Source organism: Pseudomonas bohemica, assembly GCF_002934685.1.
Classification (GTDB): domain Bacteria; phylum Pseudomonadota; class Gammaproteobacteria; order Pseudomonadales; family Pseudomonadaceae; genus Aquipseudomonas; species Aquipseudomonas bohemica.
In genome coordinates this window covers 29020-50168 of sequence record NZ_NKHL01000103.1, presented here as the reverse complement: position 1 = coordinate 50168, position 21149 = coordinate 29020, and the positions used below count along the sequence as shown (strand labels likewise).

At 59.9% G+C, this 21149-nt stretch carries 15 protein-coding genes, 4 tRNA genes and 1 pseudogene; 12 read left to right on the top strand and 8 right to left on the bottom strand.

Annotated elements, in window-relative coordinates; translation table 11 throughout:
* Positions 1 to 14: 14 nt before the first annotated feature.
* Entirely contained in the window at positions 15 to 1505 is a 1491-nt protein-coding gene (locus tag CE491_RS11210) for an aldehyde dehydrogenase (RefSeq protein WP_110948415.1), read from the bottom strand.
* A 272-nt stretch (positions 1506 to 1777) separates the two neighbouring features.
* On the opposite strand from CE491_RS11210, the gene CE491_RS11205 reads away from it, so the two are divergent.
* Positions 1778 to 2683: a LysR family transcriptional regulator gene (locus CE491_RS11205; RefSeq protein WP_110948414.1), complete on the top strand. Its 906-nt coding sequence runs from the start codon at positions 1778 to 1780 to the stop codon at positions 2681 to 2683.
* 182 nt (positions 2684 to 2865) lie between these two features.
* Here the strand turns inward: CE491_RS11205 and argE are convergent, their stop codons facing one another.
* The 3 genes from argE to CE491_RS11190 all read right to left on the bottom strand — a co-directional run bounded on the left by argE (position 2866) and on the right by CE491_RS11190 (position 6325).
* Positions 2866 to 4017 (bottom strand): acetylornithine deacetylase, encoded by a 1152-nt coding sequence (gene argE / locus CE491_RS11200; protein WP_110948413.1) that lies wholly within the window; start codon positions 4015 to 4017, stop codon positions 2866 to 2868.
* 30 nt (positions 4018 to 4047) lie between these two features.
* Positions 4048 to 4722, bottom strand: coding sequence for a DUF1028 domain-containing protein (locus CE491_RS11195; protein ID WP_110948412.1), 675 nt, complete (start codon positions 4720 to 4722; stop codon positions 4048 to 4050).
* Between the two features lie 220 nt (positions 4723 to 4942).
* Positions 4943 to 6325 (bottom strand): aspartate aminotransferase family protein, encoded by a 1383-nt coding sequence (locus CE491_RS11190; RefSeq protein WP_110948411.1) that lies wholly within the window; start codon positions 6323 to 6325, stop codon positions 4943 to 4945.
* Between the two features lie 183 nt (positions 6326 to 6508).
* Here CE491_RS11190 and CE491_RS11185 point away from each other — a divergent pair, with 183 nt between their 5' ends.
* From CE491_RS11185 to CE491_RS11170, 4 genes are all read left to right on the top strand, one after another.
* A complete protein-coding gene (locus CE491_RS11185) occupies positions 6509 to 7114 on the top strand; it encodes a TetR/AcrR family transcriptional regulator (protein ID WP_110948410.1) in 606 nt (201 codons plus the stop codon).
* Positions 7115 to 7158: 44 nt separating this feature from the next.
* Positions 7159 to 7992: an EamA family transporter gene (locus CE491_RS11180; RefSeq protein WP_110948409.1), complete on the top strand. Its 834-nt coding sequence runs from the start codon at positions 7159 to 7161 to the stop codon at positions 7990 to 7992.
* Between the two features lie 177 nt (positions 7993 to 8169).
* Entirely contained in the window at positions 8170 to 9492 is a 1323-nt protein-coding gene (locus CE491_RS11175) for a flavin-containing monooxygenase (protein ID WP_110948408.1), read from the top strand.
* A gap of 61 nt (positions 9493 to 9553) precedes the next feature.
* The gene (locus CE491_RS11170; protein WP_110948407.1) at positions 9554 to 9991 is read left to right on the top strand and encodes a RidA family protein; all 438 of its coding nucleotides are present in this window, start codon (positions 9554 to 9556) and stop codon (positions 9989 to 9991) included.
* A 74-nt stretch (positions 9992 to 10065) separates the two neighbouring features.
* On the opposite strand, the gene CE491_RS11165 is transcribed toward CE491_RS11170, so the two are convergent.
* From CE491_RS11165 to CE491_RS11150, 4 genes and pseudogenes are all read right to left on the bottom strand, one after another.
* The gene (locus tag CE491_RS11165) at positions 10066 to 10458 is read right to left on the bottom strand and encodes a hypothetical protein (RefSeq protein ID WP_199885070.1); all 393 of its coding nucleotides are present in this window, start codon (positions 10456 to 10458) and stop codon (positions 10066 to 10068) included.
* Positions 10459 to 10672: 214 nt separating this feature from the next.
* Positions 10673 to 14989, bottom strand: a complete 4317-nt coding sequence (locus CE491_RS11160) for an RHS repeat-associated core domain-containing protein (protein WP_110948405.1) — start codon at positions 14987 to 14989, stop codon at positions 10673 to 10675.
* A gap of 165 nt (positions 14990 to 15154) precedes the next feature.
* Positions 15155 to 16645 carry a DHA2 family efflux MFS transporter permease subunit gene (locus tag CE491_RS11155; protein WP_199885071.1) on the bottom strand — a complete coding sequence of 497 codons (1491 nt, stop codon included), beginning with the start codon at positions 16643 to 16645 and terminating at the stop codon, positions 15155 to 15157.
* A 49-nt stretch (positions 16646 to 16694) separates the two neighbouring features.
* Positions 16695 to 17218, bottom strand: a pseudogene (locus CE491_RS11150) (HlyD family secretion protein).
* 240 nt (positions 17219 to 17458) lie between these two features.
* Between CE491_RS11150 and gltX the strand changes: the two are divergent.
* The 7 genes from gltX (at position 17459) to CE491_RS11115 (ending at position 21085) form a co-directional block, all read left to right on the top strand.
* Entirely contained in the window at positions 17459 to 18940 is a 1482-nt protein-coding gene (gltX, locus tag CE491_RS11145) for a glutamate--tRNA ligase (RefSeq protein ID WP_110948403.1), read from the top strand.
* Between the two features lie 235 nt (positions 18941 to 19175).
* Positions 19176 to 19251: transfer RNA gene (locus tag CE491_RS11140), tRNA-Ala, on the top strand.
* An 86-nt stretch (positions 19252 to 19337) separates the two neighbouring features.
* A tRNA-Glu gene (locus tag CE491_RS11135) sits at positions 19338 to 19413 on the top strand.
* Positions 19414 to 19465: 52 nt separating this feature from the next.
* A tRNA-Ala gene (locus CE491_RS11130) sits at positions 19466 to 19541 on the top strand.
* A gap of 52 nt (positions 19542 to 19593) precedes the next feature.
* Positions 19594 to 19669, top strand: a tRNA-Glu gene (locus CE491_RS11125).
* A 351-nt stretch (positions 19670 to 20020) separates the two neighbouring features.
* Positions 20021 to 20560 (top strand): TetR/AcrR family transcriptional regulator, encoded by a 540-nt coding sequence (locus CE491_RS11120; protein ID WP_110948402.1) that lies wholly within the window; start codon positions 20021 to 20023, stop codon positions 20558 to 20560.
* Between the two features lie 84 nt (positions 20561 to 20644).
* The gene (locus CE491_RS11115; RefSeq protein WP_110948401.1) at positions 20645 to 21085 is read left to right on the top strand and encodes an acyl-CoA thioesterase; all 441 of its coding nucleotides are present in this window, start codon (positions 20645 to 20647) and stop codon (positions 21083 to 21085) included.
* Positions 21086 to 21149 lie beyond the last annotated feature (64 nt).

The following is a 21149-nucleotide window of genomic DNA, read 5'->3' as shown; positions in this document are numbered from 1 at the left end:
TCCATGCCAACGCCTCAGCGCAACTGGAACCAGGTGGTCTTGAGCTGGGTGTATTTGTCGAATGAATGCAGCGACAGATCGCGCCCGAACCCGGATTGCTTGCCGCCGCCGAACGGCACGCAGACGTCCAGCGCATCCACCGTGTTCACCGAGACCGTACCGGCATTCAAACGAGCGGCCACACGATGCGCGCGGTTGAGGTCGTCGCTCCACACCGAGGCCGCCAGCCCATAAATGTGATCGTTGGCCATTTGCACCGCCTGATCCTCATCGTCGAACGCAGTAATCGCCAGCACCGGGCCAAACACCTCTTCCCGGGACAAACGCATGTCCGGCGTAACGTGAGTGAACAGGGTGGGTTGAATGAAGTTGTCCGAGCCGTTGATCACCACCCGCTCGCCGCCTGCGACCGGACGTGCGCCGCTGCGGCTGGCTTCGCCGATGTAGTCCATCACTCGCGCCGCTTGGCTCGCATCGACGATTGCGCCCGTCTTGCTGGCCGGATTCAGTGGGTCGCCAGGCTGCCACTGCCTGGCTTTTTCGATCAAACGCTCGACGAACTCATCATGAATCGAGCGCTCTACCAGCAACCGCGAGTTAGCCGAGCACACTTCGCCCTGATTGAAAAAGATGCCGAACGCGGCTTTCTCGGCAGCCAGGTCCAGGTCCTGGCAATCGGCGAACACCAGATTCGGGCTCTTGCCGCCGCACTCCAGCCACACCTGCTTGAGGTTCGACTGCGCGGCGTATTGCATGAAAAATTTGCCTACCTGAGTCGAGCCGGTGAATGCCAGTGCATCGACATCCGGGTGCAGGCCCAGCGCGCGACCTGCCTGTTCGCCGAGGCCTGTGATCACGTTGAACACACCTCCCGGCACGCCGGCCTCCAGCGCCAACTCCGCTAGACGCAGCGCCGAGAACGGCGACTGTTCAGCAGGTTTGAGGATCACGCTATTGCCGGCGGCGAGGGCAGGGGCGAGTTTCCAGGCCGCCATGTCCAGCGGGAAGTTCCAGGGCACCACCGCTGCAATTACGCCCAGTGGCACGCGGGTGATGGTCGCCAGCGTACCGGGGCCGGTGGGGGCGACCTGATCGTACAGTTTGTCGAGGCTTTCGGCGTACCAGGCGAACACCTGGGCGGCGCCGGGTACGTCGATGCTGTAGGCGTCCATCACCGGCTTGCCCATGCTCAGCGAGTCGAGCAGCGCCAATTCTTCGCGATGCTCCAGGATCAATGCCGACAGACGCAGCAGAATCGCCTTGCGTTCACGGGGTTGCATGCGCGCCCACGGGCCGCTTGTGAAACTGTTGCGCGCGGCGCGCACGGCGGCATCGACATCGGCATCCGAGCACGCGGCAACATTGGCCAGCAGGGCGTTGGTGGCCGGGTTGATCACCGCGAAGGTCTCACCACTCTGTGCCTGTCGGGGCTTGCCCGCGATCAAGGCGGTGTCGATCAAACGTTGATTTTCAGCCAGACGTTGCCAGCTTTTCAGATCCGTCACTGCACACTCCTTCGGTAGCCTCTGTGGGCCATGTTCACGATCAGTGCTGCCGATAGTGGGGGATGTGGGGAGGGCAGGAAATTATTAAAAATGTCGTTGCTATCGATAAAAAAGCTCGCCTGAGATGCACCTTCATGGTGCTTGGATGCACCGCTTTGAGCTCAGTTTTTTTAGTTTCAATGGGGAGGAATTTGCTTGTTTCCCGAAGGCTGTGAACGCCGCAGAATAGCGCGCAGGATCCGAGGTTATGGTTCACCCCTTTCGAGGTAACAATGGCAGCCTACAACCTGCGACAACTCAAGTATTTCGTCACCACGGTGGAGTGCGGCAGCGTTGCCGAGGCGTCGCGCAAGTTGTACATCGCCCAGCCTTCGGTCTCGACCGCGATCAAGCATCTGGAAGAAAGCTTCGCCGTGCAGCTGTTCATCCGCCACCACGCCCAGGGCGTCTCGCTGACCCCCAGTGGTGCACGGTTCTATCGCAAGGCTCAGGAACTGCTGCGCGTGGCCCATGAATTTGAGCAGAATGCCCTGGCCGACAACGACGTGGTGGCCGGGCAAATCGACATTGGTTGTTTCGAAACCGTCGCGCCGCTGTATCTACCGCGGCTGATTGCCGGCTTTCGTGATCGCTGGCCGGGGGTGGAAATCCGCATCCGGGACGGTGAGCAGCAGGAGCTGGTGCAGGCCCTGACTTCCGGCAGCATCGATCTGGCGATTCTGTATGAGCACGACTTGGACAGCACCATCGACACCGCACCCTTGATGGCGCCGCAACAGCCCTATGCACTGCTGCCGGAGGGGCATCGTTTCGCCAATCAGGCCAAGGTTTCGCTCAACGATCTGGTGCTCGAACCGATGGTGTTGCTGGACGTGCAGCCGAGCCGAACCTACTTCGTGAGCATTTTCGAAGAGCGCGGGCTGACTCCGCATATCCAGTTCAGCTCGCCGTCGATCGAGATGGTCCGGGGCATGGTAGGGCGTGGTTTCGGCTTCTCTATCCTGGTGACCCGGCCGAAATCCGAATACACCTACGACGGGCAGAAAGTGGTGTGCGTGCCGCTGGCCGAACAGGTCACCGGCTCCGGCCTGTCAGCCGCCTGGCTGCGCCGCTCGCAATTGACCAAGCCTGCGCAATTGTTCGTTGATCATTGTCGGGAAGAGCTGGCGCCGAAATGAGCGTCGTCCCTGCGAGGCTTTGTGACGGATGCCGATCAGCGGGTGAAGGCATAACCTGTGGGAGCGCGCTCGGCCGCGATAGCGTCGGATCAGCAACATGGGTAGCGACTGATGCAATGCATTCGCGGGCAAGCGCGCGCCTTCGGCAGATTCTTGGGCGCAACTTAAATATGTGATCCTGGTCAGCTCTGCAATGCTTCAATCATGCGCCGCAACATGGCATCACACGCATTCATCTGCTCGACACTGACAAACTCATCCGGCTTGTGTCCCTGATCCATGCTTCCCGGCCCGCAGACCACGGTAGGAATACCGATGGCATCGAACAGCCCACCCTCGGTGCCGAACGCTACGGTGGTGAACGCCTCCGACCCGCAAAACTGAGCAATCAACTGCGCGGCCTGACTTTTCGCATCGGTGGCCAGCCCCGGATAGGCCGACAGCTCGGAGAAACGAATGTCACTGTCCGGATTGACCGCCTGCATGCGAGGCAGCACCTGTTCCTTGGCGTACTGTTGCAATTGCTGAGCGACTTCAAGTGGGTCATGGGCAGGCAGCGCGCGGACTTCAAAATCGAATCGGCAATCGGCAGGGACGATGTTCAGCGCCTTGCCGCCACTGATCACGCCGGTCTGCACCGTGGTGAACGGCGGATCGAAGCGCGCGTCATGCAGTTGTGGCGCCCGCAGGGTCGAGCCAATGCGTCCCAGTTCGCCAATCAATTCGGCCGCGTACTCGATGGCATTCACGCCCTGGGGCGCATAGGCCGAATGACAGGCCGCGCCACGCACATCGCAGCGCATCGCCAGTTTGCCTTTATGACCCAGCACCGGCTTTAGTTCGGTGGGCTCGCCGATGATGCACAACAGTGGCTTGACCGGCCGCCGCTCGAGTTCGGCCAACAGCGAGCGCACGCCCAGACAGCCGACTTCTTCGTCATAAGACAGGGCGATGTGTACCGGCATGCGTAATGGCGCAGCCAGCAGTTGGGGCACGGCCGCCAACACACAGGCGATGTAGCCTTTCATGTCCGCCGTGCCGCGCCCGAACAGCTTGCCGTCCTTTTCGCTCAGCTCGAACGGCGCCACGGTCCAGGGTTGCCCGTCCACCGGCACCACATCGGTATGGCCGGACAGCACGATGCCCGGAACATCCGCGGGGCCAAGGGTCGCGAACAGGTTGGCCTTGCTGCGCTGCGCGTTGTAGATCAGCTCACAGGGCACATCCAGCTGGGCCAGACAGTCCCGAACGAACTCGATCAGTTGCAAATTCGATTCGCGGCTGGTGGTGTCGAAACCCACCAACGCGGCCAACATATCCCGACTACTGCTCATGCATTCAACCCCGGTTCATTGCTCGGCGTGCTATTCATCACCCGGCACACCATAGCTGGGGGCCTTGGTCGGGTCGAGGGCGCGGGTGATGTAGTCCTGCATCTGCGGGCGGTAATCGGCCCACAATTGCTCCAGTCTGCCGATGGGGTCTTCATCGGCCCAATCCACCCGCAGGTCGACGATGGGCCAGGTCAGTTCGCCTACCACCACCAGCGCTGCTGAATGCACAGGGCCAGCCTCGCCACCAGCCGCCACCGCCGCCTGCATCGCCGCGATAAGCCGATCTGCCAGTTGCCCGCCGCTGTTTTCGAAGGTGCGCACCAGCGTGTCGATCACCGCGCGATCGGCCAACATGTTGCCCGCGCCGACGCATTGCTCACCGGCCAGTGCGTTGTGCGTGCCCAATGTCTCGCTGCCGCTGAAGTGTGCGGTTTGGCCTAGATGGTCAATGGCAGTCAACTGGCGAAACTGGCTGTAGCCGTTGCTGGTCAACGCCTGATCCAGCGCCTGGGCCGGGGATAGGCCGCCTTCCATCTGGTCGAGCACCTGCGGACCGAGGGCGGGCAGGGTGATGTTCTGGGTGGCCACCGCGCCTACACCCGGACGCAGCCAGGGGCAGCGCGCGCCGACGGCAATGCTCGATGAGCTGATGGCGATGCCCAGTTGTCCTGTTTCGGCGCAACGGCCGACGATTGAAAACGTCATGGTGTGTTCGTCCTGTTTCGTCCTGACCCGCCATCCGGCGCCCGGGCCGCTTATCTGAGGCTGCCTGGGCGGGGATGGGACATGACTGCATTCTGTAGACGCGCAGCCGTGGGCGAAACGAGGTTTTTTGTGGAGCCTAATTACGGAAAAACTTCTCAGAGATTGCTTGAGAGAACCCTTGAGCGAGCTCTGGAGCGAGCGCCTGAGAAAGCCACTCGCGTTACAGGCGCCCGTATTCCCGCGCCGTACGGTCCACCGCGATACGCGTCTTGTCGACCAGCTCGTCCAGTTCGGCGCGGGTGGCGATCAGCGCCGGGGCCATGATCATGCGGCCCAGTGTCGAGCGAATGATGATGCCTTCCTCGAATCCGATGGTGCGGCAACGCCAGGCCATGTCGTTTTCGTCGGCGAAGCGTTTGCGCGTGGCCTTGTCCTCGGCGAACTGCAGCGCGGCCACCAGCCCCACGCCTTGGACCTCACCCACCAGCGGGTGCTTGCCGAACACCTCGCGCAGGCAGTTCTGCAGGTACGGCCCGGTATCGGTTTTCACCTGATGGACTACCCCTTCGTCGCGCAATGCCTTGAGGTTGGCGATGGCGACAGCAGCGGCCACCGGATGCCCGGAGTAAGTCAGGCCGTGGGCGAACACGCCGCCTTTGTCCACCAGTGCTTCGGCCATGCGTCGCGACAGGATCAGCCCGCCCATGGGGATGTAGCCCGAGGTCAGGCCCTTGGCAATGGACAGCGTGTCCGGTTCGAAGCCGAACACCTGATGGGCAAACCATTCGCCTGTGCGCCCGAACCCGCCGATCACTTCGTCGGCGCACAACAGCACGTCGTACTTGCGGCAGATGCGCTGGATTTCCGGCCAATAGGTTTGCGGAGGAATGATCATCCCGCCTGCGCCCTGGAAGGGTTCAGCAACGAACGCTGCGACGTTGTCGGGCCCCAGTTCCACAATCTTGTCTTCCAGTTGCCGAGCCGCGCGCAGACCGAATTCTTCAGGGCTCAGATCGCCTTCGTGAGCGAACCAGTAAGGCTCGTCGATGTGCGCGACGTCGGGAATCGTGCCCCCCATCTCGTGCATGAACCTCATCCCGCCCAATGCCGTCGCGGCCAGGGTCGAGCCGTGATAGCCGTTCCAGCGGCCGATCATCACCTTCTTCTCGGGCTTGCCCATCACCTGCCAGAACTTGCGCACGGTGCGGATCAGCACCTCGTTGGCCTCGGAGCCGGAGTTGGTGTAGATCGCGTGGCTGTAATGGGCGGGCAGCAGGCTGAACAGCAGCTCGGACAGCTCGATCACGGCCGGGTGGGTGGTGTGGAAGAACATGTTGTAGTAGGGCAGTTGCTCCAACTGCGCACTGGCGGCCGCGGCCAGATCCTTGCGCCCGTAACCGAGGTTGGTGCACCACAGCCCCGACATGCCGTCCAGATAACGCTTGCCGTCGTTGTCCCACAGCGTAAGTCGATCACCTCTGACCATCACCCGCGGGCCTTCCGCGTTCAGCGCCTTTTGATCGACAAACGCGTGGATGTGGTGGGCGGCATCGGATGCCTGGTAATCACGGGTAGTGCGGCTTGGATCGAGGTCAATGGACATTGTGCTTCTCCAGGGTGATGGTGCCCTTGACCTGCGTTTATTTTGTGAGCGGACGAGGGCGTGCCGGGGCTTCGGTGTGAGATAATTTTTGGCATGTAAAAATATTTTTGTAAAGAAAATATTTGTTGATGAAAAGGCTTTTCCGTAACCTGCAGGGCGACCAAAACCGGCTCCAAGGGCGATATGACAGGGCTTAGAGAAAGGCAAAAAGAACAGCGCCGCCAAGAGATCGCTGAAGCCGCGTTGACCTTGTTCAAGGCGAACGGTTTCGGCGCTACCACCCTTGAGCAGATCGCCAATCAGGCAGGTGTTTCGGCGCCCACGGTGGTCAATTATTTCGGCGGCAAGCAGGAAATCCTCCTGGCCCTGCTCAAGGCGCCCGACGAACAGGCCATGCGCGAGGCAAGGTCGAATCTGGACGACAACTCCGACCCCCTCGACGCCCTCTGCGAACTCGAAGACCTGATGACCCGCTACCAACTGCGAGCCATGCCTGCGTCACTTTGGCGTGAGCTGGCGCCATTTCTGTTCACCGGCGAACTCTCTCAGGCGTTTCAGCCCTGGAATGGCGCGGTAGTCGAAGAGGCCAAGGCATTGCTGGTGCATTTCCAGAAGCTGGGCAAGATCCGTGAGTCAGTGGACATCGAAGTGGCCGCGACCCTGTTCAATCAATACGCGAATCTGGCGTTCATACGCCTGGCCACTGAGGCCGTCCCGGACCGTGAGGCTCATGCGGCGCATATGCGCAGCGTATTGGGGTTGATGTGTAGCGGGATGTTGAACCAATAGACGTTGCCCGCCCGTTGAATTTTCGTCGTAAGGAACCGCATCTCATGAGTCTGGAAGTGTTCGCGATCATCATGCTGGGCGCGGTTCTGCATGCGTCCTGGAACGCCGTGGTCAAGGGGGGCGGGGACAAGCTGCTAACCACTTGCATGATCACCTCGGTGGCGGCAGCCATGGCCTTGGTTGTCATCCCTTTTCTTGACTTGCCGGCCAAAGAAAGTTGGCCCTTTCTGGGCTTGTCCGTTGTTTTCCAGGTGCTGTATTTCGTGCTCGTGGCCACAACCTATCGGATTGCAGACATGAGCCAGACCTACCCGATCATGCGTGGCACCGCGCCGTTACTGGTTGCGACGGTGAGCTTGATGCTGTTCCCGGAAACCCTGTCGACATTTGCATGGATTGGCATTGCCATCATTTGCGTCGGCATCCTGTGCATGGCAGGCAGGCCCGCGAGGGCCCAGAGAAAGGGTGTGCTGCTCGCCCTGATCAACGCCTGTGTGATCGCCGGTTATACCTTGATCGATGGTCTGGGCGTACGTCGATCCGGCGCGCCTGTGGCCTACACGCTGTGGATATTCCTACTGACCGGAATCCCGCTCGCTGCATGGGCCCTGACCCACCGTCGAGCGGCGTTCCGCACTTACGTCGCGCGCAACTGGCGGCTGGGAGTCGTCGGCGGCGTCGGCACGGCGGCGTCCTACGGTCTGGCGCTCTGGGCGATGACACAGGCGCCGGTCGCCGTAGTCTCCGCGCTGAGAGAGACGTCGATCCTGTTCGGCGTCGCGATCTCGGCACTGGTGCTCAAGGAGCATCTGCCGCGCATCCGCAGTGTCGCGGCCTGCATCATCGCCATCGGCGCCATGGTGCTGCGTCTGGGGTGAGGGCTGTCGGGACGGGAGCGCTTGAGCGTGGCTGGGCCGCCGGGCAAGCTTAAGGTCCAACCCAGTGCGCCCAACCCCCTAACATTTTCCTGCTCTGCGACGACAAAAATCATAATTTCGCTATCCCCTGATCCTGCACAGAATGCGTCCACACCCGCCTTCGTGAAGGACACAGGTATGACAGCTGCAAACATAGAAATCGATACGCTCGTGGTCGGCGCAGGTCAAGCTGGCGTAGCCATGAGCGAGCATTTGAGCAACCTGGGCATTGCTCACCTGGTCCTCGAGCGCAGCCGGATTGCCGAGGCCTGGCGCACCGGGCGCTGGGATTCGCTGGTGGCCAATGGGCCGGCCTGGCACGATCGTTTTCCGGGGCTTGAATTCGACGATCTGAGCCCGGACGGTTTCGCTCCGAAAGAGCGGGTCGCCGATTATTTCGAGGCCTACGCCCGCAAGTTCAACGCGCCGATCCGCACTGGCGTGGAGGTGCGCAAGGTCGAGCGCAATGCCGGGCGGCCGGGTTTTACGGTCGAGACCTCCGAGGGCGTGATCCAGGCCAATCGTGTGGTGGTCGCGACCGGGCCGTTCCAGCGCCCGGTGATCCCGGCCATCGCGCCGAGCGACGAACACCTGACGCAGATTCATTCCGCACAGTATCGCAATCCACAGCAGTTGCCCGCAGGCGCGGTGCTGGTAGTCGGCGCCGGGTCTTCCGGGACTCAGATCGCCGATGAACTGCAGCGCGCCGGTCGCCAGGTCTACCTCTCGGTGGGCCAGCACGATCGTCCGCCGCGCGCCTATCGCAATCGCGATTTCTGCTGGTGGCTGGGGGTGCTCGGCGAGTGGGACCAGGCGGCGATGAAGCCAGGTCGCGAGCATGTCACAATTGCAGTCAGCGGCGCCCACGGCGGGCGTACCGTGGACTTTCGCGAGCTGGCCCAGCGCGGCATGAAGCTCGTCGGCGTGACCCGCTCGTTCGACAACGGCGTAGTGCGCTTTCAGCCCGATCTGGCCGAAAACCTCGCCCGTGGCGATGAGAACTACCTGGCCGTGCTCGACGCCGCTGACGCCTATATCGAGCGTAACGGTCTGGACTTGCCACTCGAACCGCAAGCGCGTCGTGTGTTCCCTGATCCTGAGTGCGTGAGCAACCCAATTCTTGAACTGGACCTGGCTGCCGCTGGCATCACCACGATCATTTGGGCCACCGGTTTTGCCACCGATTACAGCTGGATGAAAGTCGATGCATTCGATGCCAAGGGCAAGCCGCAGCATCAACGTGGGGTGTCGACGGAGTCGGGGATCTACTTCCTCGGCCTGCCGTGGCAGTCGCGCCGCGGGTCCTCGTTTATCTGGGGTGTCTGGCACGACGCCAAGTACGTGGCCGACCATATCGCGACCCAGCGCAAATACCTCGAGTACCGCGATGCCTCGCAGCGTCACGCTGAGCAGCCTGTCGCCACGGTCGCGCCGACGCTTGGCAACCCCGTAACCGCTTGATCCCTTTAACCGCGCCGACCCTCGCTCGGCGGCGCGCCTGTTTGTTCCCAAGGAGCCTCCGATGGCACAGCCCACCCACACCCGCATTCGCATGTTCAACACCAAGGAAACCTACCCGAACCAATCGCTGGATAACGACCTGTGCCAGGCCGTGCGCGCGGGTAATACGGTCTACGTCCGCGGCCAGATCGGCACCGACTTCGAAGGCAATCTCGTAGGGCTGGGCGACCCACGCGCTCAGGCCGAACAGGCGATGAAGAACGTCAAGCAACTGCTGGAAGAGGCGGGCTCGGATCTGTCCCACATCGTCAAGACCACCACCTACATCATCGACCCTCGCTACCGCGAGCCGGTGTATCAGGAAATCGGCAAATGGCTCAAAGGCGTCTTCCCGATCTCCACCGGGCTGGTGATCTCCGGTCTCGGCCAGCCGCAATGGTTGATGGAAATCGACGTGATTGCGGTGGTGCCGGATGATTGGAAGCCGAGTGAGAAGTGATGTGAATCAGGGGCGATGCGAGCTTGAAAGCTCGCGTCGCATGGGCAGCTGCAGGCGCTACATGCTTAGGATTTTTACCAAGGTTTTAACTCCTTGATAGAGCTTATCTTGCTGTAGCGTATGTCCGCGCTCTCCGAAAAACTTTTAATTTTTGATTTTATGCTCTCGCTAAAAAATACCAGGATTTGTCCTGCTTCTGTGTTGTACGAATAACTGACTAGAAATGAGCAGTTGTTGGCTAGTAATCTAGTTATAAAGGCTGCAGGAATTCTTTTTCCTTTTGGTACTTCAAGTAGCGCAGGCTTTACACGTTTTGGTGTTAGAGCTTCCGATTTTCCATATTTGTGACGAAGGGCCTGCATTGCTTCTGCTTTTTGGTAAGTTAATAACTCGGCTTCCATTTTTCGAATACAATCCTGACCCTTAAAGAAATAAACCCCTTCGGCGACAGGGGTGTCCACGTCCATGAGCGTTTCGCGGTCGGGGTGCCAGTAAACTAGGGGTGGTAACACCTGGTTGAGCAGCCGTTTCGCGTTCGCGGTATGGAAACCATAGGGTCCGTACCCATATCTGTCTACATCGTACTGATAGCAAACACAGTAACCTTGAGCCAGACTTAATGACTGAGTGAATATGTCCTCTTGCTCAATCGGAAATTCTATTACTCGTTCCATAATCACCCTACCAAGTAAATACGATCTGCTCGCCTTTAGAGTTAACGGCGTGGATATGCCCTGACTCGTGATGTTTTGGTATTCCGGGTTTGCCTGCATCCGGGTGGCCGTCTGGGTGTTCGAAATAAGAAACACCCTTGTCCTTATGCTCCCTGCCTACTGACCGTGCGCCTCGGAGCTTCATTTGATTCCAATTTTCCCCCCTGCTCGAATCGTTGACCCGGTCAATATCAATGATGTCGCCGCCTCTAGATAGCCTAGGCACCTGTGCATGATTTTTTGCTAAGGAATATGCATGTCGACGATTGCGAGCATTGACGACGGTGCAACTCCAACCCCATGGATCCACCCACCCAATCGGATTCGGCGCGTACTGATAGAGATTAAGCCCACCCGCCAACCCAATCGGATCCGGTGTTGTAAATCGCCCCACATCCGGGTCGTAGAACCTGAAGGTGTTGTAGTGCAGTCCGGTCTCACGATCAAGGTATTGACCCTGGAATCTGAGGTTCTGCTCTACAGTGAAGTGCGGTTTACGATGCTCCTCGACGGTTTTGCCCCACACCTGATAGCGCGCCTGCCAAACGCTGAGGCCGTCGGCTTCGGTGAGTTGTTCGGGAAGGCCGTTTGGGTCGTTGTGGTAGTAGCGGATGTATTGAAAATTGTCGTTGCTATCGACGCGGGCGAGAGGGTCGTAGCCGTCGGCGTAGACGTAGAGGCTGGTCTGGCTGTTGCTAAACTCCTGCAAAAGACGCAGGCCGTCCCAGGTGAAACGGGTTTCACTGAGCGGGGTGCCGGTTTGACTGCGTTCGCTTTTGCCGATACGTCGCCCCAGCGGGTCATAGCTCATGCGCACGACGTTGCCGTTGGCATTGTGCACTTCGACCAGGCGGCTTTCGGCGTCATAGACAAAGTGCTGGATGCCGTATCGCGTGCTGCGTTTTTCGATCAGGCGGCCAAACGCATCGTAGCGGTAGCGCTTGTCCTGAAAAGCCAGCAACTTGTTATGCCGCACCGGACCCGCGCCGGATGGTGAGCCGTCCAACACGTTAGCGGCAGCGTCATAAGCGAAGATTTCGAGTTGTCCGGCCAGGTCGTCCTGGCTGGCCATGATGCGAGCCGTCGAGTCGTAGTGCAGCAGGGTTCGAGACTCGTGCGTGCCGTTTCGACTGAGTCGACTAATCAGATTATCGGTGTGATCGTAGTCGTATTCTTTTTCCCGATCGCCCTGCAACTCTGCTGACTGGCCGACCGCAGGGCGCAACTTGGAGCGCAAACGTCCACTGCGATCGTACCGGAAATGGGTGCTGATTTGGCCCTGAGTGCGCAGCACTTCGCGGTGCAGGCGATCGTGTTCGAAATCGCAGATGACCGTGCCGTCCAAATTGATTTGGTGCACATGGCCACTGCCGTAATGCAGACGATTGAGCCAGCGGCCATCAGGCAAGTGCGTTTGAATCCGGTTACCGAGTTCGTCGTAATGATGCTGCAGGATGCCGGAGGCGGTCTGTTCGGTGAGCAGTTGGCCAAGGGCATCGTAGGCAAATCCTACGCTCTGTTGCTGGCCTTCTGGATCGGTGAAGGTCACCGCAGTGAGTTGGTCGAGTGGGTTATAAATGTATTCGGTGCGGCCGTCGGCGGTGACCTTTGCTCTCAAACGACCGAGCGCATCGCGTTCCAGCGAATGAACCAGGGCATTGGGCGAATCGTCCGCGAGGTCACCGCCTGGCGGGGCGGGCAAGTGCTCTACCCGAACCGGATTGTCCAGTGCGTCATAGCGGTACCGCCACTGGCTCCCATCCAGATCCTGCCGGGCAATCAGGCGATCACCCGCGTCCCACGCAAACCGATAGCTCTCGCCATTTTCATTGGTCAGCGCCAGCAAACGGGAGTAGGCGTCCAGAGTAAAGTGCACCTGCCGTTGATGTGCATCGACACGCTGCCGAACTCGACCGCGTCGGTCATATCGATAGGTCGTGGTGTGACCGGCTCGATCGACATAACCGGTGAGCAGCCCGCTGGCATTACGCAGATACCGTTCTATCCGGCCATCAGGCTGCTGGCTTTGCAGCAGTCGTCCTTGGGCGTCGTGTACATAGGTCGTGCATTCACCCGTCGCGTCGGTGATGCTCCGCAGATAGCCGCGCCGGTCATAGCTGAACCTGGTCGCATACCCCGAGCAATCTACATGCTCGATCAATTGCCCCAAGCCATTCCAGCGCAGCTTTTTACGTTTATCCGTGGCGTCGATGATCTCGATGACCTGGCCGCGTTCGTCATACCGATACCGGGTCACATGCCCCAGCGGATCGGCCTGATGGGTGCAGTTGCCGCGGGCGTCGTAGCGGTATTGCCAAGCATTGCCTACTGCGTCGGTTACTACCTGCGGCAGCGACCAGTGCTCCAGCCATGACGTCGAATCGCAACGCCCCAGTGGATCCTCGGTCGAGCTGAGGTTGCCCGCTTCATCGTAACCGTACTGCCACCGCCCGCCTTGCGGATCGACCGCGCCGAGCAACTGGCGCTCGTCATTCCATGAAAACTGCCAGGTCTGGTCGAGGTTGTCGGTGTATTCGGTGATCTGCCGCTGAGGGTTCCAGCGCCGATGGCTGACGCGGTTCAGACCGTCGGTGATCTGCGTGGTACCGGCACTCAGGTCGTAATCGAATCGATATTCTTCACCGTCATCGGTCCAGTGACGAATCACACGCCATTCGCGATCATCGACCAGCGCCCATGCGTAAAAACACCGCAAACCGGTGGGCAATTGATGCTCCACCATGCGCCGCCCACTGTCGTAAGCGAAGCGCCTTTGCACGTTGCCGGCTGCATCGCGCACTTGCGCCAGGTCGCCGCGAGCGTCGTAGGTATAGCTCGCCAGAATTTCGGCATTCAAGTCGGGATAGACTCGCTCGATGCGTTCAAGCCGGCGAGGCCATTGCACGGAATAAATCAGGGCAACTCTCAACACTCGCTGACTGTCGTACAGCTGCGTGAGTCGATGCTCGGCGTCATACTCCAGACAAATCCGATTGTCGTTCCGGTCCCCCAGTTGGATCAGGCGCAAAACCGAAGGGTTGGCGACAGCAGGGTCGAACAGGCGATATCGCCCATCCTCACTCTCGATCAGCAGTCGGCCATCATCATGGCGCCTAACCGCCAATCCTTCGCCCGCGCTGAATGACGCACTGCCCAACTCGATCGTACCCATGTCGATCCGACGCGCCTGTTCGTCGATATAGGTCAGTCGTTCTCCGCCCTCCGGGTGCGGTTCAACATGCACACTGACCTCGAAGGCCATACTCCAGCCCGCTCCGAACAGTCCGTCCTGACGCTCATCCCGGCTGTTGTAAAAACGCTGCCACTCAATGGGCAGGACGCCCGGCAAGGTAACGTCCAGCTCTTCGGCCCCGCTCAGCACCTTGGCACCCGTCGCGGCATGTACAGGATGCGGCGAGCCTGATACCGCACGACTCAGCGCCGCCGCCACTTGGCTGACGCCGTACGCATTGATCCCGCTCATCACCATGCAGGGCAAATTGCTGACGAACTTGCGCGGCCCACCCTTGAAGATCATCAGCGTATTGACCGCCAACCCCACGCCAGGCGTCTTACCGCTGCGAATCGGGCGCACCACCTGCTTGTCACCACCAATGCGCACGTTCGGGGAGACGTGTACCGAAGACACCACCGTCGCATCGCAGGTGCTGCGATCGCCACTTCGCACTGCGGGCTGGCCATTGATGAACACCCGGTCCGAACCTTCGGCGATGTACTGCGCCGGCATGGGTGGATGGCGCTCGCAGATCACTTGATCCATCGACTTCGGTAACGCTCCAACGGCGGGCGAGGCCACCGTGGGCCGCCACAGCTCGGAGAAAAACCCCTGGTCGATGTCCAGGAAGGTGCCTTCGGGCGCGGGATCGTCGGGAAGGTCAGCCGCGCCGGGCGAGATAGCACCCGCTGCTCGCGCCGCAGGCAGGCCGTTGATGAAGACGTTGGAGGAACCGCTGCTGATATGCGCATGCACGGTCGGCGGAAACAGAGCATTAGCCAGGTTTTCGCAGAACTGGCTGATACGCTCGTCGGCGCCGGTGAGGTTCATGCCCACGCCTACAGCCACGCCGACGACAGCACCCAGTACGCAGGCGCCCAGCCCGCCCGTGGCCAGGGTCAGGCTGGTCGCGCCGATGACGGCAGCGCCCACGAGCGCGCCGACGGCGACACCGGCGACCACCTCCAGTACGCCACCCAGGACATCTGCCATGATCGAACTGTGGGCGAGGGCATCACCCTGGCGGGCGGCCCAAAAAGCGTCAGGCATTGCGTATGATCCGCGCTGAGAAAGCGCCGGAATCTAAGGGCTTTGGGCTCTGCTGTCTGAGCGCAGAAACACAAAAAGCGCGGACTGCGCGCTTTTCAGAAGGAGACTACAAAGCTCGACTTCGTAGTCCTATCGATGCGACAAAAACGTCTGACAAATAAGGCGCTAATGGGCAGCCCCGCCTTTGGTGCCGCTGGGCAGCGTTTTGGTCAACATCACGGCGACCATGCTGATACCCAACGCCAGGCCGACAAAATGAAACGCATCGTTGTAGGCCATGATCGCGGCCTGTTGATGGGCGATTTCGCTGAGCTTGCCCAGGGCCGCGGTTTCGTTGCCCAGGCGCTCTGTGAGCTGGGCCATGCGTTCGGCGACTTGCGGGTTGGCTGGCGAGACCGATTCGCGCAGGTAGTCGAAATAGGTCTTGGTCCGTGCGTCCAGCAACGTTGCCAGCAGGGCGATGCCGATGGCGCCGCCCAGATTGCGCAATATGTTGAACAGGCTCGATGCGGAGCCAGCGTCCTGCGGCAGGATGTATGCCGTGGCGATCAGCGAGATGGTTACCATGATCAGTGGTTGGCCCAACGCTCGGATGATCTGGATATGATTGAATTGCGGTCCGGCGAAATCCGGGTTCAGCACGCCGGACGAAAAGCTCGCAAGGCCGAACAGCCCGAACCCCAGCGTACACAGCAGCTTGGGCGAAATGATCTTCATCAATTGCGGCACCAGCGGAATCAGGAACAGCTGCGGCACGCCCATCCACATGATCACTTCGCCGATCTGTTGCGCGTTGTAGCCCTGAATCTGCGCCAGATAGAGCGGCAGCAGGTAGATCGAGCCGTACAGCCCGACGCCCATCCCTATGCTGGAGATACTCGACAGGCCGAAGTTGCGGTTGCCGAGGATGCCCAGATTGATCAGCGGTTTGGGTTTGGAGAACTGAATGATGACGAAAGTGATCAGGCTGAGCAGGGCGACGCTGCCGAGTGTGACGATCAGACTCGATTCCAGCCAGTCCTTGCGATGGCCCTCTTCGAGAAATACCTGCAGGCATCCGAGACCGACGCCCAATGTGACGATGCCCGCGTAGTCGGTGCTCTTGAGCAGTTCCCAGTGTGGCGCTTTCTTCTCCAGGCCATACATCAGGCCGGCGATCATCACCAAGCCTGGCGGGATGTTGATATAGAAGATGTACTCCCAGCTGAAATTTTCCATCAGCCACCCGCCCAGGGTCGGGCCGATGGAGGGCGCGAAGGTCGCAGTCATCGCGAACAGCGCCATGCCCTTGGCCCGATGATGTTCCGGCAGTTTGATCAGCGTCAGGGTGAACGCAAGCGGAATCAGCGCGCCCCCGGTGAAGCCCTGCATGGCGCGGAACACGATCATGCTTTCCAGGCTCCAGGCCATCGAGCACAGCAGGGATGACACCAGAAAACCCAGCGACACCCACACCGCCAGTCGCCGCGCCGAAAGCAGCTGCACCAGCCAGGCGGTGAGCGGGATCATGATGATTTCTGCCACCAGATAAGAGGTGGAAATCCACGAGCCCTCTTCCAGAGTCGCCGACAGCGCGCCCTGAATGTCCTTGAGCGAGGAGTTGGTGATCTGGATGTCGAGCACCGCCATGAACGCGCCCAGCATCACGCTCATCACCGCGATCCAGTCGCGCCGGCTCGGTTCGCCGACCGGACGAAGCAGCGCATCACCGGCCACTTTGCGGATCAGCTTCAGGATGACTGCCAGGTTTGATGTTGACCGAAACCGTCACCGACATCCCCGGGCGAATTCTGCCGTGCAGCGAGTTGTCAGGCGCAAACGTCAGCTTCACCGGAATGCGCTGCACGACCTTGGTGAAGTTGCCGGTGGCGTTGTCCGGTGGCAACAGACTGAACTGCGCCCCGGATGCAGCGAACAGGCTATTCACCCGCCCTTGAATCGGCGTGCCGGGGAAGCTGTCGAAGATCAGCTCGGCGTACTGGCCGATCTCCATGTGTTCGATCTGGGTTTCCTTGAAATTGGCCTGCACCCAGATGTCTTCTGCACCAACACCTCACTGACCCGAGCGCCAAGCTGGCTCGAAACCCGAGTGATTTCACCCTGAACATAAGCATTGTCGGTGGTCTGGTAAAAACGTCCTTTTAAGTACCACTGGGCGAAGAAGGCGAGGGCGATCAGCAGGACCACCCCGAAAAAGATGAACAGGCGGCGTTTGAGTTGGGCAGGCATGGTTGTTCTGAATTATTGGAATGTAAGGAAATTTATGAGCAAACCAGGTCTGGAACCTAGCCATCGTTGCAAAAATGACTGGAACTGATAACTGCGTATTCATTTTTAGCGTAATGCTGTGGGCTAACGATGCTGCATTGCCCTTCGCGCTAATCTGCGCCATGCCCGGTCGCGATGCTGGAGCCGCGAGGGCTGCGCCTGTTAAGATTCGCGGCTTGTTCGACCTATTTGGAATTTTCCATGACCACCGTTCGTACCCGCATCGCGCCATCGCCTACCGGCGACCCCCACGTTGGCACGGCTTATATCGCACTCTTCAACTACTGCTTTGCCAAGCAGCACGGCGGCGAATTCATCCTGCGCATTGAAGACACCGATCAGCTGCGCTCGACGCGCGAGTCCGAACAACAGATTTTCGACGCACTGCGCTGGCTCGGCATCGAGTGGAGCGAAGGCCCGGACGTCGGCGGCCCGCACGGCCCGTATCGTCAGAGCGAGCGCGGTGACATCTATAAGAAGTACACCCAGCAGTTGGTCGACGCCGGCCACGCCTTCCCGTGCTTCTGCACCGCCGAAGAGTTGGACCAGATGCGCGCCGAGCAGATGGCCCGTGGCGAAACCCCGCGCTACGACGGCCGCGCGCTGCTACTTTCCAAGGAAGAAGTCGAACGTCGCCTGGCTGCGGGTGAGCCTCATGTGATCCGCATGAAGGTGCCAAGCGAAGGCGTGTGCGTGGTTCCGGACATTTTGCGTGGCGAAGTCGAAATCCCATGGGACCGCATGGACATGCAGGTACTGATGAAGACCGACGGCCTGCCGACCTACTTCCTGGCCAACGTCGTCGACGACCACCTGATGGGCATCACCCATGTGCTGCGTGGCGAAGAATGGCTACCGTCGGCACCGAAATTGATTCTGCTGTACGAGTATTTCGGCTGGGAAAAGCCGGCACTGTGCTACATGCCGCTGCTGCGTAATCCGGACAAGAGCAAGCTGTCCAAGCGCAAGAACCCGACTTCGGTGACGTTCTACGAGCGCATGGGCTTCATGCCTGAAGCGATGCTCAACTACCTGGGCCGCATGGGCTGGTCGATGCCGGACGAGCGCGAGAAGTTTTCGCTACAGGAAATGGTCGACAACTTCGACCTCAACCGCGTCTCCCTGGGCGGCCCGATTTTCGACATCGAGAAATTGTCCTGGCTCAACGGTCAGTGGCTGCGCGAACTGCCGGTCGAAGAATTTGCCGCGCGGGTGCAGAAATGGGCGTTCAACAGCGACTACATGATGAAGATCGCGCCGCACGTACAGGGCCGCGTCGAAACCTTCAGCCAGGTCGCACCCCTGGGCGGTTTTTTCTTCGCCGGTGGCGTGAACCCGGATGTGAAACTGTTCGAGCACAAAAAACTTTCGCCGGAGCAGGTGCGTCAGGTGATGCAGCTGATCCTGTGGAAGCTCGAATCCCTGCGTCAGTGGGAAAAGAACGGCATCACCGGCTGCATTCAGACAGTGGTCGAGCACCTGCAGCTCAAGCTGCGTGACGCCATGCCACTGATGTTTGCCGCGATCACGGGCCAGGCGAACTCGGTCTCGGTGACCGACGCGATGGAAATCCTCGGCCCGGATCTGACCCGCTACCGTCTGCGTCAGGCGCTCGACCTGCTGGGGGGCGTATCGAAGAAAGAAAACAAAGAGTGGGAAAAGCTGCTCGTTGCCATCGGCTGAGTGAGGGCCGGTCGTTGTGCGTTGCGTAGATGGAGCTTGCAGCGACCGGCGATGCCGAGGCTTTCCCAGGTAAAGAACCGGGGAGGGCGGTAAGTGATTGTTATCCCGGAAAATTCTTTTGAAATATGTTTAAAAAAAGTTTGACAGGTATTCGGGTCGCACTTAATATGCGCCCCGTCCACACGGCAACACAGAAACACCGCGGCAACGCAGTGGTGATGTGACAGTGTAATGTGGGGCTATAGCTCAGCTGGGAGAGCGCCTGCATGGCATGCAGGAGGTCAGCGGTTCGATCCCGCTTAGCTCCACCAATTTAGAAGCTTCAAGGTTGGCTACACTGCTTTGAGGTTTGTACCGTAAGTCGGAACCAGCACCGATCAGGTACACAAAGGGTTACGTCCCCTTCGTCTAGTGGCCTAGGACACCGCCCTTTCACGGCGGTAACAGGGGTTCGAGTCCCCTAGGGGACGCCAGTTTCACCGAGAGATGCCGCAAGGTTGATCTCCGCCGCGAGGCGCTAAATCTGGGGCTATAGCTCAGCTGGGAGAGCGCCTGCATGGCATGCAGGAGGTCAGCGGTTCGATCCCGCTTAGCTCCACCAAATTTGCCAGGATTCGTCGAGAGGTTAATGACGGATTCGACAGAAGGTTTGCGTCCCCTTCGTCTAGTGGCCTAGGACACCGCCCTTTCACGGCGGTAACAGGGGTTCGAGTCCCCTAGGGGACGCCACGATTTCTCGCTCTGCGAGACCAAGGGTCATTCGATTATTGAATGGCCCTTTTGTTTTTTTGGGCTTTTATTTTTCCCGCCTCGAGCTGGGCGTTCAGGCCCGTTACCCGCGGCCATCTCTCGACTTAAGCACTGTTGGACGGTATTCGGTGAAGCGACGCCCGGATCTGTGGGAGTGAGCTTGCTCACGAAGACGTCCGCAAGATCGGCACATCTCCAGCAGCTGAACCTGCGCATTCGTGAGCAAGCTCACTCCCACACGGTGCGTGCAAGACAGTAGAGTCAGGAGTGCTTCCCCTTGTCATCGCAGATGATGCAGATAATATTACTGCCATCATCCGGGAGGCGGACATGAACGACAAAAAAGCACAAACTCGCGAACGCATCCTCGGCGCGGCCAGCGCAGCCCTGATTGCGCGCGGTCCTGTCGAGCCCAGTGTCAACGAGATCATGGGCGCAGCTGGCTTGACGGTGGGCGGGTTCTACGCGCATTTCGACAGCAAGGAAGCCCTGATGCTAGAGGCTTTCAGCCAGTTGCTCGGCGAGCGTCGCGAGATGGTGGGGAAGATCGACGATCGACTGCCCGGCGAAGAGCGACGTGCCTTGCTCGCTGCCTTTTATCTTTCGCGCAAACACCGGGACGCCGGAGAACACGCCTGCCCATTGCCCACCGCGATCGGGGAAATGGCGCGTTTATCGGATGACTTCCGGGGCGCCTTGTCCGAGCACATCGAACTGATGGTCGCGCAACTGGCTTCAAGCCCGGAGGAAACCGACAAAACCCTGGCCGATATCGCGCTGATGCTCGGCGGCCTGGCGCTGGCCCGCGCCTTGGGCCCCAACGAGCTGTCGGACCGGGTATTGCGAGCTGCCAAGTCGGCCATGCAGTGAGGCGTTCAGGTCAGATCGAAGCCATCGTTCGACGCTTTTGGTTACACTGCGCCGCGAATGCATTCATGAGGGACAGGAGCGAGGATGGTCTGGGATCTGGCAACGCCGTTTGTCATCGACCTGCGGGTGGGCGAGGGCGACATCGATGGGTTGGGGCACGCCAATAACGCCGTGTATGTCACCTGGCTTGAGCGTTGCGCGTGGCGTCACTCGCAAACCCTGGGACTGGACCTGACCGAGTATCGGCGTCTCGACCGGGCGATGGCGGTGGTCCGGCACGAAATCGACTATCTGGCCAGCGCCTATCAGGATGACGAATTGCAACTGGCGACCTGGATCGTCGATTGGGATCAGCGCTTGAAAATGACCCGCCGCTTTCAGCTCAAGCGACCAAGCGACGGCATGACGCTGTTGCGCGCGCAAACCACCTTCGTTTGTATCGAACTGTCCAGCGGCAAGCCCAAACGCATGCCGACCGAGTTCATCGACGGTTATCGACCTGCGCTACAGATGGCCGTTTCTTGACGCGCGGCCCGTTCACAATCCAGTTCCCGCTGCGTAAACTGCCGAACTTTTTTTCGAGTGTTAT